12 protein-coding genes and 1 pseudogene are annotated in these 15,662 nt (G+C 44.9%); 7 read left to right on the top strand and 6 right to left on the bottom strand.

Translation table 11 applies throughout. The features are described from left to right. Window positions 1–209 precede the first annotated feature (209 nt). Together FS628_RS16325 and FS628_RS16320 are read left to right on the top strand one after the other, a co-directional pair. Entirely contained in the window at window positions 210–1,661 is a 1,452-nt protein-coding gene (locus FS628_RS16325) for a glycoside hydrolase family 68 protein (RefSeq protein ID WP_145323474.1), read from the top strand. 106 nt (window positions 1,662–1,767) lie between these two features. Beyond that, window positions 1,768–3,300 (top strand): glycoside hydrolase family 32 protein, encoded by a 1,533-nt coding sequence (locus tag FS628_RS16320; RefSeq protein WP_145324205.1) that lies wholly within the window; start codon window positions 1,768–1,770, stop codon window positions 3,298–3,300. Window positions 3,301–3,350: 50 nt separating this feature from the next. Here FS628_RS16320 and FS628_RS32690 read toward each other — a convergent pair. Then, window positions 3,351–3,500: pseudogene (locus FS628_RS32690) on the bottom strand (sulfurtransferase); the annotation flags it as partial. Between the two features lie 291 nt (window positions 3,501–3,791). On the opposite strand from FS628_RS32690, the gene FS628_RS16310 reads away from it, so the two are divergent. Continuing rightward, window positions 3,792–5,351: an acetamidase/formamidase family protein gene (locus tag FS628_RS16310; RefSeq protein ID WP_145323472.1), complete on the top strand. Its 1,560-nt coding sequence runs from the start codon at window positions 3,792–3,794 to the stop codon at window positions 5,349–5,351. Window positions 5,352–5,564: 213 nt separating this feature from the next. On the opposite strand, the gene FS628_RS16305 is transcribed toward FS628_RS16310, so the two are convergent. Then, on the bottom strand, window positions 5,565–6,248 hold the full coding sequence (locus tag FS628_RS16305; protein WP_440131285.1) for a sulfurtransferase: 684 nt from the start codon (window positions 6,246–6,248) through the stop codon (window positions 5,565–5,567). A gap of 230 nt (window positions 6,249–6,478) precedes the next feature. On the opposite strand from FS628_RS16305, the gene FS628_RS16300 reads away from it, so the two are divergent. After that, the gene (locus FS628_RS16300) at window positions 6,479–7,453 is read left to right on the top strand and encodes a DUF5050 domain-containing protein (RefSeq protein ID WP_145323470.1); all 975 of its coding nucleotides are present in this window, start codon (window positions 6,479–6,481) and stop codon (window positions 7,451–7,453) included. 773 nt (window positions 7,454–8,226) lie between these two features. Here FS628_RS16300 and FS628_RS16295 read toward each other — a convergent pair. The 3 genes from FS628_RS16295 to FS628_RS16285 all read right to left on the bottom strand — a co-directional run bounded on the left by FS628_RS16295 (window position 8,227) and on the right by FS628_RS16285 (window position 11,372). Next, entirely contained in the window at window positions 8,227–9,303 is a 1,077-nt protein-coding gene (locus FS628_RS16295; protein ID WP_145323468.1) for a DUF4062 domain-containing protein, read from the bottom strand. 224 nt (window positions 9,304–9,527) lie between these two features. Next, window positions 9,528–10,364 carry a sulfurtransferase gene (locus FS628_RS16290; protein WP_145323466.1) on the bottom strand — a complete coding sequence of 279 codons (837 nt, stop codon included), beginning with the start codon at window positions 10,362–10,364 and terminating at the stop codon, window positions 9,528–9,530. A 63-nt stretch (window positions 10,365–10,427) separates the two neighbouring features. Further along, window positions 10,428–11,372 carry a DMT family transporter gene (locus tag FS628_RS16285; RefSeq protein ID WP_145323464.1) on the bottom strand — a complete coding sequence of 315 codons (945 nt, stop codon included), beginning with the start codon at window positions 11,370–11,372 and terminating at the stop codon, window positions 10,428–10,430. A 228-nt stretch (window positions 11,373–11,600) separates the two neighbouring features. Between FS628_RS16285 and FS628_RS16280 the strand changes: the two genes are divergently transcribed. The 3 genes from FS628_RS16280 to FS628_RS16270 all read left to right on the top strand — a co-directional run bounded on the left by FS628_RS16280 (window position 11,601) and on the right by FS628_RS16270 (window position 14,230). Next, window positions 11,601–12,503, top strand: coding sequence for a polysaccharide deacetylase family protein (locus FS628_RS16280; RefSeq protein ID WP_260871055.1), 903 nt, complete (start codon window positions 11,601–11,603; stop codon window positions 12,501–12,503). Between the two features lie 40 nt (window positions 12,504–12,543). Continuing rightward, window positions 12,544–13,197: a YkyA family protein gene (locus tag FS628_RS16275; RefSeq protein WP_145323462.1), complete on the top strand. Its 654-nt coding sequence runs from the start codon at window positions 12,544–12,546 to the stop codon at window positions 13,195–13,197. Between the two features lie 142 nt (window positions 13,198–13,339). Continuing rightward, window positions 13,340–14,230: a hypothetical protein gene (locus FS628_RS16270; RefSeq protein WP_145323460.1), complete on the top strand. Its 891-nt coding sequence runs from the start codon at window positions 13,340–13,342 to the stop codon at window positions 14,228–14,230. A 242-nt stretch (window positions 14,231–14,472) separates the two neighbouring features. Here the strand turns inward: FS628_RS16270 and FS628_RS16265 are convergent, their stop codons facing one another. Continuing rightward, window positions 14,473–15,645 (bottom strand): mannitol-1-phosphate 5-dehydrogenase, encoded by a 1,173-nt coding sequence (locus tag FS628_RS16265; protein WP_145323458.1) that lies wholly within the window; start codon window positions 15,643–15,645, stop codon window positions 14,473–14,475. Between the last annotated feature and the right edge of the window lie 17 nt (window positions 15,646–15,662).

The following is a 15,662-nucleotide window of genomic DNA, read 5'->3' as shown; positions in this document are numbered from 1 at the left end:
CTTGATCCGAATCGGGAGTTTCGATCTATAGCCAAGTTTTGATCCGACCATATAGAATAGTTATCGACAGTTGAATATGTCGGGATTGTTACTGGTAAGCAGGCAAGACCTAAAAGTCCGTTGGGATCGGTGTATCCACCATACCCTAGCGATTTTTAGGTCTTTTTCTGTTCTCCGGGAAAAAATGACAAGAGAGAGGGATTAATCCAATGAATTTCCAGAAGATGATGAGAAGAGTGACAGCAGTAACGTTTGCAACAACATTATTGGCAGGTGGGGGAGTTTCGGCTTTAGCAAAAGAAAGTTCAGACTACAAAGAGAGTTATGGTATCTCGCATATTACACGAACAGACGCATTAAAAATCCCTGAGGAACAAATCAAAGAACGATTCAAGGTTCCTCAGTTTGACGCATCTACTATCCAAAATCTACCTTCTGCAAAAGGATATGATGAAAATGGTAACGTCATCGACATGGATGTGTGGGATACTTGGCCGCTGCAGAATGCGGATGGTACCGTAGCTAACTATCATGGTTATCAAGTCGTCTTTGGTCTGGCGGGTGACCCGGATCGGGGATGGGACACATTCATATATATGTTCTACAAAAAAGCAGGAGACACATCCATTGATGCCTGGAAAAATGCAGGCAGAGTGTTCAAGAACACCGACAAGAACGTTCCGAATGACCCCATTCTGAATCAACAGGCAGAGGAATGGTCCGGCTCTTCTACGCTGACTGCGGATGGCCATATACGTCTGTTCTACACCAATCGTCAAGGATGGGACCCGGCCAACGGATTTTATGGCAAGCAAACCCTGACGACTGCTCAGATCAATGTCTCCGAACTTACAGAGGACACGCTCAAGGTGGATGGTGTTGAAGATTTCAAGTCGATCTTTGATGGTGACGGCAAAATGTATCAAACCGTGGATCAGGCTTTCAGCAGTGGGGATTATTCCGACAATCATACATTGAGAGATCCTCACTACGTCGAAGATAATGGTCACAAATACCTTGTTTTCGAAGCCAATACTGGAACAGAGATGGGCTACCAGGGTGAGGATGCATTCAATAACAGGGCCTTCTACGAAGAAAGCAAGAAGTTCTTCCGGGCCGAGAGGGAGAAATTGCTGCAAAGCCCTAATAAAAAGGTTGCTTCCTTAGCCAATGGCGCTTTGGGGATCATTGAACTGAATGACGACTATAGCTTAAAACAAGTGATGAAGCCGCTGCTTGCATCCAATACGGTAACCGATGAAATTGAACGCGCAAATGTATTTAAGTTGAATGGAAAATGGTATTTGTTCACGGATACAAGAGGAGCCAAAATGGTTGTGGATGGTATCGATGCTGAAGATATCTACATGTTGGGATATGTATCTGATTCTCTGACAGGACCTTACAAGCCGTTGAATGGTACTGGACTTGTATTGCATCAAGATCTGGATCCTAAGGATGTTACCTGGACTTACGCACATTTTGCTATTCCGCAGGTGCAAGGCAACAACGTAGTGATCACGAGTTATATGACCAACCGGGGAATGTTTGAAGATCATCATGCTACCTTCGCACCAAGTTTCTTGGTGAATATCAAAGGATCCAAAACATCCGTAGTGAAGGACAGCATTCTGGCACAAGGACAATTAACAGTGGAATAAACAAATTTCACAGAGAGTCTAAAAGAAAGAAAATGTCGATATCTATTGGCATTTTCTTTTTTTTACAAACGAGGTACCTGTTATGAATAACAAAATCAGAAAGAAAATGATCATAGGGTCTGCTGTTTGTGGTGTGATCACGCTCGTCTTCACTGTCATTCCGATCCTGACCAACAGCCCATGGCCAACAGTGGATACGGGAGTAGCCTCTCCTGGCGCGAGCCTGCGAGCTAGCTATCATTTTACAACGCCAGACAAATGGAAGAATGATCCCCAGAGGCCGATATATCTGGACGGGAAGTACCACTATTATTATCTGTATAACGGTGATTACCCCAAAGGCAATGGTACGGAATGGCGGCATGCAACATCGGTCGATTTGGTTCATTGGAAGGATGAAGGAGTGGCAATCCCCAAATACACGAACCGGAACGGTGATCCATGGTCTGGCTCATTGGTTGTGGATGAGTCAGGTACAGCCGGCTTCGGCAAGGGAGCCATTGTTGCGATCATGACGCAGCCCTCTGCCAGCAGCGGACAGCAGGAACAATATTTATGGTACAGCACCAATCAAGGGAAAACGTTTAAGCCTTATGGAGATCAACCGGTGATAAAGAATCCGGGACAAAAGGATTTTAGAGACCCTAAAATCATCTGGGATGATCATTCCCGAAAATGGGTTATGGCTCTGGCTGAAGGGACGAAGATTGGATTCTACGAATCGGCTGATTTGAAAAAATGGCGATATACCAGCGGCTTCTTCACGGAAAACGTGGGATTGGTGGAATGTCCTGATCTATTTGTGATGCGGGCAGATAACGGAACCTATAAATGGGTGCTCGGCGTAAGTGCCAACGGCAGATCATCAGGACAACCCAACACCTATGCTTACTGGACCGGAAGCTTTAATGGCAAAGAATTTGTTCCCGATCTTCATGAACCACAATGGCTGGACTATGGCTTCGACTGGTATGGAGGAGTTACATTTGAAGATGGGGCTAGCAGTGACAAAACCGATCATCGCTACGCATTCGCCTGGATGAATAACTGGAGTTATGCCAACAATACGCCGACACTGCAGGAAGGTTACAACGGCATGGATTCGATTGTTCGTGAAATTAAACTGATTACATCAAAAACGGGTCAGTATCGACTGATCTCAAGACCGATCGATGCTATGGAGCAGGCGGCAGTCTCGGAGATGGAGTTCAAGCCCTTTACAGTAAACGGAGCCCGCTCGCTTATTGTAAAGGGGAATTCATATTATATGGAGGTCGATATATCGTGGACTCAGGTCAATAACATTGGACTAAGGCTGCGCGAATCTGATGACCAGAGCCGACATGTGGATGCAGGTGTTAATGTAAAAGATGGTTATGTATATGTGAACCGGACACATACGGGGAACCCTGATCGCAGTGGTCGAGACTTGGAGAGTCGTGCGGCGTTTGTTCCCGAGAAGAACAAGGTTCATCTCAAGATTCTGGTAGACAAGACCAGTATCGAGGTCTTCGTTGACGATGGCTCATTGGTGTTATCCAATATCATTTTCCCCCACTTGAACGACCGGGGAATCACGTTATATGCTGAAGGGGGAACGGCAGTATTTAGCAACCTGCAGATTAAATATTTCGATTAATCAGCGGCATGACGAAAAGCCCGCATCGTTGGATGTGGGCTTCTTTGCATTTACTCTTTTCCCATCCCCACCGGATTCACCTTATAACTAATCCAGTCGCTCCAGCTCCCGGAATACAACTTCACATTCGAGAATCCCGCTTCTTCCAGTGCAATCACGTGCGGACAGGTGATTATGCCTGAACCGGAGTGTAGTAGTATTCCTGCAGCGGGTTCAGAAACATGAAAGACATACAAAATTTTCCTGAAACTTAATTTCGTTTGTTCAAATCTCTGAAGGAGGATCCTCAAGTTTACTAAATGTATTTATGTTTTACATGACTTATTTATGGTAAGTATATTGACATTTAGTTTGTTTTTATAAAGTTCGTTTTTATATATAACTCAATAATGTTATGTTTGTTAACGAAAAAAACATATTGTTGTAAATGTATTTATATGTTAGTGTGTATTTGTGTTAGAAAATATTACATATTATAGAAGGGGAACGTAATGTTTATTAACCGAACGATTAGGAAATTTGGGGTTTCAGTAGGGATTATAAGTATGTTTACATTTGCTCTACCTTCAGTGGGCTTTAGTATGCCGCTGCAACCAACAACCATCGATAAGGTAGAAGGTGATTATTATGTAACGTCTGCGATTGAGAACATTCGCTGGGGATCACTGCCTAATCGAGACAGCTCTCCGATTCTTACTGTACCATCAGGAAGTGCTGTAACATTTGATACGGTATCGCATGAGGGACTGATAGAGGATCAAGGGAGAAATCCAGTGGAGTACTTTGGCAAATTCGGTATCTCACCCGATGGAGTGCTGGATGATGCGAAGGTGATTGCGGCTTCTGCGATTAAGCATGATTATGTAAAAGACGGACCTCATATTATAACTGGGCCAGTAGCGGTTGAGGGAGCGGAGCCAGGAGATGTTCTTAAAGTAGAGGTCCTTTCGTTGCAGACTCGAGTTCCGTATGGTGTCATTTCTAACCGCCATGGTAAAGGTGCCCTTCCTAACGAATTTCCAGAAAATACAGGCCCACAAGAGGGAGCTAGCGCAACAAAACCGGAATTATATAATAATGTATCTATATTTACGCCTATTGAAGAAATCAACGGCAATTGGTATGGAGTATTACCAACAAAAGCTGGCAAAAATGTACGTTTCCCAATTAACCCGTTTCTAGGTGTTATGGGGGTTGCACCAAATACCAGCGAAGTTGTGAGTTCTATCCCACCTATTGAAACAGGAGGGAATATGGATATTAATGAGTTGGGTGTTGGTGCAACTATTTATTATCCGATTCAAGTTAAAGGCGGGCTATTCTATACTGGAGATCCACACTTTGCTCAAGGAGATGGAGAAGTAGCGTTAACTGCATTGGAAGCTTCCTTAAGGGGGACAGTTCGGTTAACGGTGTTAAAGAAAGGTGATCCATCACTACCACACAGTGGAGATTTCACGCAACCTTTTGCTGAAACAGAGGATTATTGGATTCCAATTGGACTGGACCCTGATTTGGATGAAGCCATGAAAGAATCAGTACGTGAATCGATTCAATTCTTATCCGATAAGCTTGATATGGATAGAAGTGTAGCTTATGCTTACCTATCGGCCGCAACGGATTATGAAGTCTCTCAGGTCGTAGACCGAACTAAAGGGGTCCATGGACTCATTCGAAAGACCGATTTCCTTGAATATGTTGACGTTGCAATGAACGTAGGTGGTACGTTAATCAAACCGGTTGTTCATAACAATGAGTTCTACGTACCGATTCGAACAATTTCCGAGCTATTGGGCGGTACAGTAGTGTGGGATAATAAGACGCGTACAACGCAAATCAAATTAGGTACGAAAAATATAAGTGCTCAAATTGGTTCAGATGTGTATTCAATTAACGATAAACTAGTGTTCAATAGTAACGTACCAAAGCTTTTAAATGGCGAAACCGTAGTTCCGGTTTCTGTTATTAATGAAATACTAGGTGCTTATGTAAACTGGACGACGATCGACAAGATGTTAACAGCAAATGTATCGTTAAGTAAAAAGCAATAATAGATTTCATTATTCAACCGTGGTGGGCAGATGTCCATCACGGTTTTTTTTGTTATCATGAATCAAAAGAAGCTGCCACTTGATGTCTGCTTCTGTGCGCTTGTGAATACTTACAGGGTGGTGTTGTTAACTCGATGTTGACTCCGAACATAAAAAAAACACATCGCCGGGGCAGATAAGCCACCTGGCGATGTATTCAACATCGATACACTGCTATACGTCTTTGTGCTCTTCCGCATTACCCGTAGCCACCGGATTCTCCTCATAACTAATCCAGTCACTCCAGCTTCCGGAATACAACTTCACATTTGAGAATCCCGCTTCTTCCAGCGCAATCACATTTGGGCAAGCTGATACGCCTGAGCCGCAATACACGATAATTGCACCATCCTTGTCCAACTTACTGAAACGCTCTTCTAACACCCCAGTACCTGTCCAACGTCCATCCCAATCCAACACATCTTTCCAAAAATAATTCACCGCACCCGGAATATGTCCGGCCTTGGCATCAATGGGTTCCTCCAGACCCGCATAGCGGCGAGCATCACGGGAGTCAATTAGCACGGCACTGCCACTTGCCGAAGCCTGCTGAACATGCTCAACACTTGCCAGCATGGCTGGCTGCACATTCACCTCAAAAGAAGCCGGGATCTGAACTGGCACATCCACGGTCACCGGGAATTTGGCGTTTTTCCAAGCGGAGAAGCCTTCGTCCATGATATACACCTGCTCATGACCGATATAGCGAAGCAGCCACCATAGCCGAGATGCATTCATCCCGCCTTGATCGTCATAAGCAACAATACGACTATTGGAGCCAATCCCTGCTTTGGCAAGGCGATTAGCCGGTTCAGCCGGATCAGGAAGCGGGTGACGTCCTCCGTGCGCAAATCCCATGGGTTACATGTACCCTTCCCAGTGGTCAGACGAAGTGGTATTAGAGGAATCCACCATCAGAACACCGATGCCTGCACCATAGTTGGCCATATAAAGGAAAAAACTTTTCTCTGCCAGCAATCATTGTATATTGAATTTGGAAAGTGAAATCGAGAGGGAATGATTGTGTTATATGTAAATACAATTTACAATAATGACTGTAGAAAAATACATATTTCAAGGAGAGTTAGATGAAAAAAAAGTATATAATAGCGTTGTTAATTGTGATTATGTTGTTTGGAGTAATACCCGCATACGGGGCGGGAGCTCCTGGAGATTCTCTAGTTTGGGATAGTGATAATGAGTTTAGAAGATTCTTTGGAATTAACGTTACGACATTCACAGATAACCAAAGCACAACAAAGACGATTTATCCTAAGCATGTTCGAGATTCAAAAATGGTTGGAGAGTGGATATATTTCTTGGTAGCGGATGGGACAGATGAGTGGTTTTATCAGATCGCTAAAATAAAAAAAGATGGTTCAGCGTTTACTTATATAAGCCAGGATGCAGATTTTTCGAGTATTGAAGTTGTAGGAGATACGATTTACTTTTTAAAAAGGAGAAAAGGCGAGGATTTTCAAACTCCTTTGTCTTTTGGCTCAATGAGAACAGATGGCACAAAGGAAAAGATTGTTATGTATAAACCTCCTTTTAACGATATGGGAATTAATAAATTTATCATGATTAATAAAGGGTATATATACTATAAAGACTATGGTAATGGAAAATTGTATCGTATGAAGAAAGATGGTACAGGAGCTAAGGTAATATCCTCAAAAGGTGTGTCGACATACGAATTTTATGGCGATGTTTTGTTTTTTTCGGAGGTGGTGGAAGGACGCTATAATGACAGTTATATTGGTGTCCTTGCAGACCTGAATGGAACTAGAAAAAAAACATTTGTCTCGAAGGAGGATAGTCTTTACCCTATGGCATATGTCGATAATAAGTTCTATTATACAATTGATAAGCCCCAAGATAACTTAGGCAATTTTAAGAGTGAAATACATGTTTATAATCGCTATACAGGTAAAAAGAATAAGTTGCTTTCTTTGGATACTAATGATCGGTTTTTAGGAAAAGTAGAGGGTGGTTTTGCATTCCTGTCTCATAAGAAAGAAACCGTGTATAAGGTTGGATTTGATGGGAAAGTGAAAAAATAATAATTAGCTCTGATCCATGAAAAAACAGATAGACTACTGCAACAGAGATTTTAGACACTAGTGAAAGCCCACGGTGAGCGTGGGCTTTTTGTACTTTCCTACACTTATTTATTTTTCCCCGATAGCCACCGGATTCTCATCATAACTGATCCAATCCGCCCAGTTGTGGGATGTACTCTGGAATTGGGTTCAGTGTGGAGAATTTAGGCAGGTACAGATTCTTTGGTTTCATTGCGCCATTGATGATGACGGTAGAGCGTTGTTGTATTCTGCCGAGTGGTCGAAAATCTAAATTATTGGCACGCTAGCGCCATTGGTACGGAGAGCGAGAGCCGTAAGCGGGCATGATGGTTAGCCCCAACATGAACTTAGTTTATGAAGCTTCAAGCCATCGACCAGCGAAGGAGAACGGCAGACAATAGAAAATGCAGCCCCATACTGACCAAAAATGACCAGCAGTCAGCTAGCAAGAGCCGACCCAAATGACTTTTTATACAGCGCACCAACCCAAAATGCAATGGGCATGTAGCCAACAAAACCGACCACACTGCCCGCAATTGCTCAAACCCACTGGGGAGGTTCCAACCTTGAATGACAAGAAGTTAGCTTCGGGGGGAACGCTGTACCTGAACGAAGTCTGGGGATCAGCCCTCCCTGTGCCGGCTGCGCCGTTCTTTGCTCTCCGACCATGTGAGCCTATGTGTCAAAACCGTGGCATTCTGTGTAGTTGGTCAATGCCAAGGGTACAGTCTTGTACATATTATGCCACATTATCACGCTTTTTGTTGCTCTTTGGAAGATGCAGTTTTAGATTCTGCTTCGGCTTGGAGTTTGGCTTGAGCTTGTTTCTCTTTTTCTCTTTTAATCTTATCGAGTTCATGGAGGCGGAGAAAATCAAACCCTTGCTTTGTGGTTTGCAACTTATCTTTAGCGTTTGCCCCTTTTATTTTTTCGATCAACCCAAACTGCATAAACTTAGGTACTAATTGATAGTAGATGAAATTTAATTCAACAGAAAGATTACCGCTTTGCTCTATAGGAATGCCTGTAGCGAAGATAGGCGAGAGGTTTAGGAATAGCCTAAAAAGACTTGCTTCATCCTGCAATTCAATTCCTTCTTGCCTACGAGCTTCTTTGTACTCTTCTGGATAGGTTATTTTGATACTTATCATTGCCTTCCTTAATTCATGATATGTTAGCCCCAAAAAATCACCCACAATGCCACTACTCCTTAGGGTGGCTAACTCTTCTATTAACGAAGCATTTTCTTTCTGCAATGATTGAAGTTCTTGAATACTTCTTGTATATTCCATTACGATTGCGGCTGTATCTGGCGCATCTTTTCCTGAAATCCATCCAACTAAGTCTTCTCGGGTAGCAAATTCACTCATTTTCTGAATTAAAGCTAATTGAATGTCACGTGAATCTTCAAAAAACTTACTGATTTTACTTAATACATCCTGCTTAAATTCGTCATACTTTTGAGGATTTATCATTTCAAGGACGCTTTTACCGTCTCGTTTAACTTTTTCATCTAAAGCTTTATCAGAAATGACAACAGCGAATCTTGGCTTACCGATCTCACCTGCGTAGTCATATTCCCAATGAGTGTAACTTTTTCCGCTTACCGGATCGATCGCCCCATAGCGTCCACCTAAAATAAGCATGTATACATCAGATTCGTCTATCCATTTTTTAATCGTTTCCTTTTGACTTTCATCCCCGGCAGAGAACAATTCCATTCCGGCTGGAATATGTCCTGCAATCAAGATCGCCTGTACGGCTGCTTGTCTTTCTTCTCTTAAATCAGTATATGTAGATGAGACGAACACTTGCAATTTCTTTTTCATACACAACCTCCTCATTCGGCACTTTCCAACATAACCCATCATATTGCAAGCGAGTAATCTCATCAAGATAAAAGTGAAAAGCACAAAAAAATCTTCTGGAAATTTTTACAGAGAGCAAGCGTTGACTTTCTGTTGACTCCGGTATATTCTTGCTCAACGCAAAGAGCACATCCCTACTTGATCGATGTACTCCAATTCACAAACTGTATATCTGTTTAATTCTTCTACTCTTCCCCGGTAGCCACCGGATTCTCCTCATAACTAATCCAGTCGCTCCAACTTCCAGAATACAACTTCACATTCGTATATCCCGCTTCTTCCAGTGCAATCACGTTCGGGCAAGCTGATACGCCGGAGCCGCAATACACGATAATCGCACCATCCTTGTCCAGCTTACTAAAACGCTCTTCTAACACCCCGGTATCTGTCCAACGTCCATCCCAATCCAACACATCTTTCCAAAAATAATTCACCGCACCCGGAATATGTCCGGCCTTGGCATCAATGGGTTCCTCCAGACCCGCATAGCGGCGAGCATCACGGGAGTCAATTAGCACGGCACTGCCACTTGCCGAAGCCTGCTGAACATCCTCAACACTTGCCAGCATGGCTGGCTGCACATTCACCTCAAAAGAAGCCGGGATCTGTACTGGCACATCCGCGGTCACCGGGAATTTGGCGTTTTTCCAAGCGGAGAAACCTTCGTCCATGATATACACCTGCTCATGACCGATGTAGCGAAGCAACCACCATAACCGAGAAGCATTCATGCCGCCTTGGTCATCGTAAGCAACAATTCGACTATTGGAGCCAATGCCAGCTTTGGAGAGACGACTTGCGAGCACAACCGGATCAGGAAGCGGATGACGTCCTCCGTGTGCAGAGACAGGAGCGGAAAGATCTTTTTCCAAATCGAGATAGACAGCCCCTGGGATATGTCCGGCTTCATAGGCTTGTCTTCCAGCCTCCGGCTGACCGAGCAAGAATCGGCAATCTGCAATGACGACATCCGGTTCATACATTCTGGCGAGCAGCCAGCGCATGGATACAATATTTTTCATGAAAATACACCGCCTTATGAGAGTGGTAGAGTCGTATATTACTGTGGATTAAGAAAAAATAGGTTATACCGTTGTAGGTTCAATAGGCCCTTTTCCCGTAACAGAAGCTTCTGCTGAAGCCATCTGCGGTTTGGTTTTGCCATATCGAATGAAGATCCATACCCCGAATATAATGACGACCCCGGCAGACATCTGTAATGCACTTAGGGACTCGCCGAGCAGCATCCAGGCCAGCAATGAAGAGAATACGGGTTCCCCAAGTACGCCCATGGATACCGTTGTGGCATTCATATATTGAAGCAGCCAGTTGAAGAGATAGTGTCCAAAGATCGTTGGCACAATGGCGAGCAGCAGGAAAATTCCCCACTCCGAAGCAGCGTAACCCCCGAACGGATGGCCCATGATCAGATTATATACCGCCAGGGTACAAGCAGCGACAAAAAATACCCAGAAGTTATACGAAAATGCACTAAGCCCCGCACGTAAAAATTGACCCAGCAGCATATGAACGGCGACTGCGATTGTGCCAAGCAAAGACAAGACATCACCTTGCAGTGCAGTGCCTGCTAACTGGAAATCTCCTGCACCAATGACGATCGATCCAAGCAGGGCGATGCCCATGCCGATGATCATCATGCGGTTAATTTTGGCTTTGAACAGCCATACCGAACCCGCGAGAATCAATATAGGCTCCAGTGCGAGAATGACGGTGGAACTGGCAACACTGGTGAGTCGCAGCGAACCCATCCAGAGTAGAAAGTGAAGAGCCAGCATCACACCGGATGCAAGCAGCAAGCCCCACTGCCGTAAGCTCAGACGCATCATCTCGTGTCTGTACTTCCAGACAAAAGGGAGCATCAGCAGATTGGTCAGGAACAGACGGTACATCGCAATGACCGCAACATCTGCAGTAGACCATCGTACAAAGATCGAAGAGAAAGAAATGGCGATAATGCCGACAAAGAAGAGCAGATAAATGGATCTGCCGGCACGGTTCAAGCTTGTCATGGGTGTAGCTCCTTCTTGAAGTCTGATGGCGTAAATCACTTCATTATACAGGAGAAGGTAACTGCAGGAAAGATAAAGAGAACGAAGAGATAAGTAGATTGTAACCGGGCTTGTAACTATTCTGTCATTCTCCCGAACCATTTTTCTATTAATCTTCTATATAGAGACATGAAACGAGATAATACACCAATAATCGGGAAAAATTGAAAGTAAGGAAGTGGCCTGGCAGTGAGAGTTCAACAAGAGAGAGCGGGAGAACGTGGCAGTATTCCGCCCAGCACAAGTCGCACGAAAACACATAAACGAAGAAAAATCCGGTATGGAAGGCTGAGCATAGCTCTAATGCTCCTGGTACTGTTCGTTACCGGTATTACATATGTATTCCTTGGAATGACGCACTGGATCAAAAGCGTTGTGGCGCCGCCTCCGATTACTGTAATAGAACAACCCGCCAAGCTCGGCATGATACAAGTTACTCCGGATGCGAAGGAGGAGCCGGCACGGTTCCAGGGTCAGATTCGCAAATTGGCATACATAACGTTTGATGATGGGCCAACTGAATATACGGAACAACTGCTGGATATTCTGAAGCAGCATGAGGCGAAGGCTACCTTCTTCATGATCGGACGTCAGTTGAATCAGCACCCAGAAGCTGTGAAACGGCTGTTGAAGGAAGGAAGTTACCCTGGACTCCACAGCATGACACATAACTATAAAAAGTTGTATAAGAGCGGCAGCTCTGCAAACTTTGTGAAAGAGTTCAAGAAAGAGCAGAAGATGGTGCAGGACCTGATTGGTTTTACACCTCATCTGATTCGTGCACCCTATGGAAGCAGCCCGCAGATCGGAGAAAAATTCAGGGGTGATATTGCTGCAGCCGGGTTCAAACTGTGGGACTGGACGACAGATTCGCTTGATTGGAATCTCCCCGGTCAACCGGATAAGATTGTGGCACGGGTGAGCAAAAGTGTACATCGGGATAAGGAAGTGATTCTGATGCACGAGCGCGAGCAGACCGTTCAGGCTCTGCCTCGTATTCTGAAACTGCTTGAAGATCGGGGTTACGAGTTCGAAGTATACGATCCGGATGCACACTGGGTAGCCAATTTTAGTGGAGATAGCCGCTTGTAATATAACAACAAGATGATGATGCAAGAGAGGAAGGACTTGGGTGCTAACGAGTAAAAAAGTGGCACTTGCGGCAGTCAGCGTATTGCTAATTCTGCTGGTAAGTGGTTGTGGAGAGCCGCAGGAGCCTGCGGCAAATCAGGTAAACCAATTGGTGCTCAGCGGACAGGAGATCGATCAGAGTTTGAAGGCGCTGGCCAGTCATGAGCAGGAAGATATGAAGTTATACAAGTCTATTTTAGACAAAGGCAAGAACAAAAACAGTGATCTCGAAGCACTGCTGGATCAGGCAGCAAATCATATTCATGAACGAAGAACGTTGTTGAAGCAGGCCGAAGGGGTCATGAAACAGACCAGCGAGGAGACGGTAGCTCTGCGGAGTTCACTGAAAGACCTATCATTTGAAAACGAAGAAACATTGGCCCAGGCTGAGAAGGTGCTGGATCAATATGAAGCAAGAGCACGTGCTTTTGACAATTTCGTAGCTTCGTATCAGCTGAGTCTGAATGCCGATGAGCAGTTATATGGACTGATGAGAGAAAATGCAGAACCTAATCTGGTTAAGATCAAGCGAGCCATTCGAGTACGGAATAGCGAATATGCGCAGCTTGCTGAATTCCGTAAGCAATTTAACCTGCAGACCAAAGCATTTAACGGAGCCAATGCGAAACTGGTACAGATGGATCAGGCCAGTTAGGTAGAGGACTACAGTAATCGTTCAGACATTTTGCATGATTGAGCTGCCTTTCTCCCGTGTAAGTACTAGTATACAGCCAAGCCAATGGATGAGAAGCAACATGGACAAGCATCATTGCGTATAAGCTAACGGAGGTGTTCATATGCGAAAAGGAAATACAATGAAAGTTAGTACATCCCTACTGGTTTTACTTATGGGATTCCCGCTTGTGGCCTGTGGGAACAGCAGTCCTGCTGCACAGCCACCTGTGAATAATACGGAAGAACACACACCAGCACCGGAGCAAAAGCCGGATGAAAGTGCTGCAATAGAAGCGGAAGGTATTCTCACCGGATGGGCTGATCCGCACACCATCGAGATTCGAGTGAATGAAAAACCGATGTCTTTCCAGGTCGGTGAAGATCTGCAGAAGTCACTGGATGATATCGATGATGAAGATTCCGTGCGTTTCAAATATGTAGAGAAAACCATTGATGCAACGACGAAACAGCTGGTACTTACAGAGATTGCAAAGATTGAATCAAACGATGACAAGAGCGGTTCTAATGCAGGCGGTGCTGTAACGTCCGATCGCCCGAAGACGTCAGAGCTGGAAGTGACGGTAGAAGGAATGACCGAGAAGCGCCCAGTGACACTGGCACAAGCGAAAGGTTATTCATTTTATGTGTTTGAACCAATGGCTTTTGACGCGGAAGACCATGAATTAACAATGAAGATTGATCCGGATTATGAGGTAGAGATTGAGAAGCTACCGGCAGATTACAATCTGGATATGCTGAAGATGGATGCCAAGGAAGAGTTGTCCGAGACAGGAGAAGTAAAGCAATTAACGACTGAACAACTCAGCAACGGCCCGATGAAGGATGCGAGATTGTACATGATGTCCCAGAATGATAAGAAAACAGAGTATTTTATTGTCAAAGAACTGGACGGTAATGGTTTCATTTTCCACATCCAAGCACCCATTGGTGAACCTTCGGAAGGTTTCCTGCCAATGGCATACGCATCCCTCAATTCCATCATGAATGAGTAGAAAAGGGATGAGCCACGCGGGTTAAACCGAACGGCTAAGTGAATGATAACGATCAATAAAACAGCGTGTTTCCTTGAGAGAGGAGATGCGCTGTTTTATTGATGTGGCTATCCTATGAATGTACCTTGCCGTGCAAAGACAAAGAGCCAGAAGGAGCGATGCGGATGCATAGGTTCCTCCCGGCTTCTTGGCCGTACTTTTATTCAGTTTGCGGGATCGAACCAATGACCCTGATCCATTACTCAGTTTAGTATGGTCGATTCCTTGCGCCCTCTGAGTTCTTGATAGTGGGCGATCACATTCTGATGAACGGGATGTTCGTCGGGAATTCCCATGCGTTCACGGATAAAGGCGGAGACGCCATCTTCGCGAATCATGTGTTGGATCTTCATGGCTTCCTCGTCGTGTTCGTCATTGAACAGCATTGCGGCCGCCATGGCAGAAGTTAAATGGGGAATTTCAATTCCGAATTCACTGGCCTGCAGCGCTGGGCGAACAAGCCGGTCATGAGGCGAAAGCTTGCGAAGGGGGGAACGTCCGACCCGGGTAACCTGATCCGTCAGGTTAGGATTGGCGAAGCGCTCCAGTATGGAATCGATATATTTGTTATGCTTCTGTACGTTGAATCCGTGCTTCTGGATGAGCATCTGACCCGTCTCTTCCATAACATGGCGGACCTTGGCCCGAAGGGTGGAGTTACTCATGACCTGTCGAATGGTCTTGAATCCTTCGAGATAGCCGAAGTATGCGGCGACACAGTGGCCTGTATTTACCGTAAACATTTTACGCTCAATATAAGGCTCAAGGGAATCCACATAATGGACACCATCAATTTCCTTGTAACCATCCAGAAAGGCAGGACGATGAACGACCCATTCATAAAAAGGTTCAACAGTGACCTGCAGCGGGTCCTTGTGGTTTTGAGCCGGAACAATCCGGTCCACTGCTGCATTGGGGAAAGAAATATAACGTTCGGCTTTTTTACGAGTATGTTCATCCAGGAATGGATAGATGCGTTTCTTCAGCCTGGTGCTGCCACCGATGGCATTCTCGCAAGCGATAATATGCAGTGGAGTCTGATTATTGTTTTTCATGCGAAGTTGAATGCCCTTTGCGATCGGCTCGGCAATATCTCCGAGTGCAGATACACCCACGGCGGTTGTGATCAGATCGGCTGAAGCGATCTCTTCAGCAACCAGATTCTGCTCATTCACATTGATAGCCGTCACGTTGTTTACAATCGTTGTATCCTGATCGCTATTGGCCAGTGTAATGGGATATTCCTGTCTCTCTTGAAGCAAGGAGATTTTCTTCGGGTTACGTGCGACAAAGCAGACTTTGTAGTCGGAAGCGGACAACATATGACCGATAAAACCGCGGCCTATATTGCCCGCACCAAAATGTACAGCTTTCATGTATGAACTCCCCCTTT

It is taken from the genome of Paenibacillus xylanexedens, from assembly GCF_007676705.1.
Lineage (GTDB): Bacteria > Bacillota > Bacilli > Paenibacillales > Paenibacillaceae > Paenibacillus > Paenibacillus xylanexedens_C.
The sequence above is the reverse complement of the archived record's forward strand: the minus strand, read 5'-3'. Positions and strand labels throughout refer to the sequence as shown.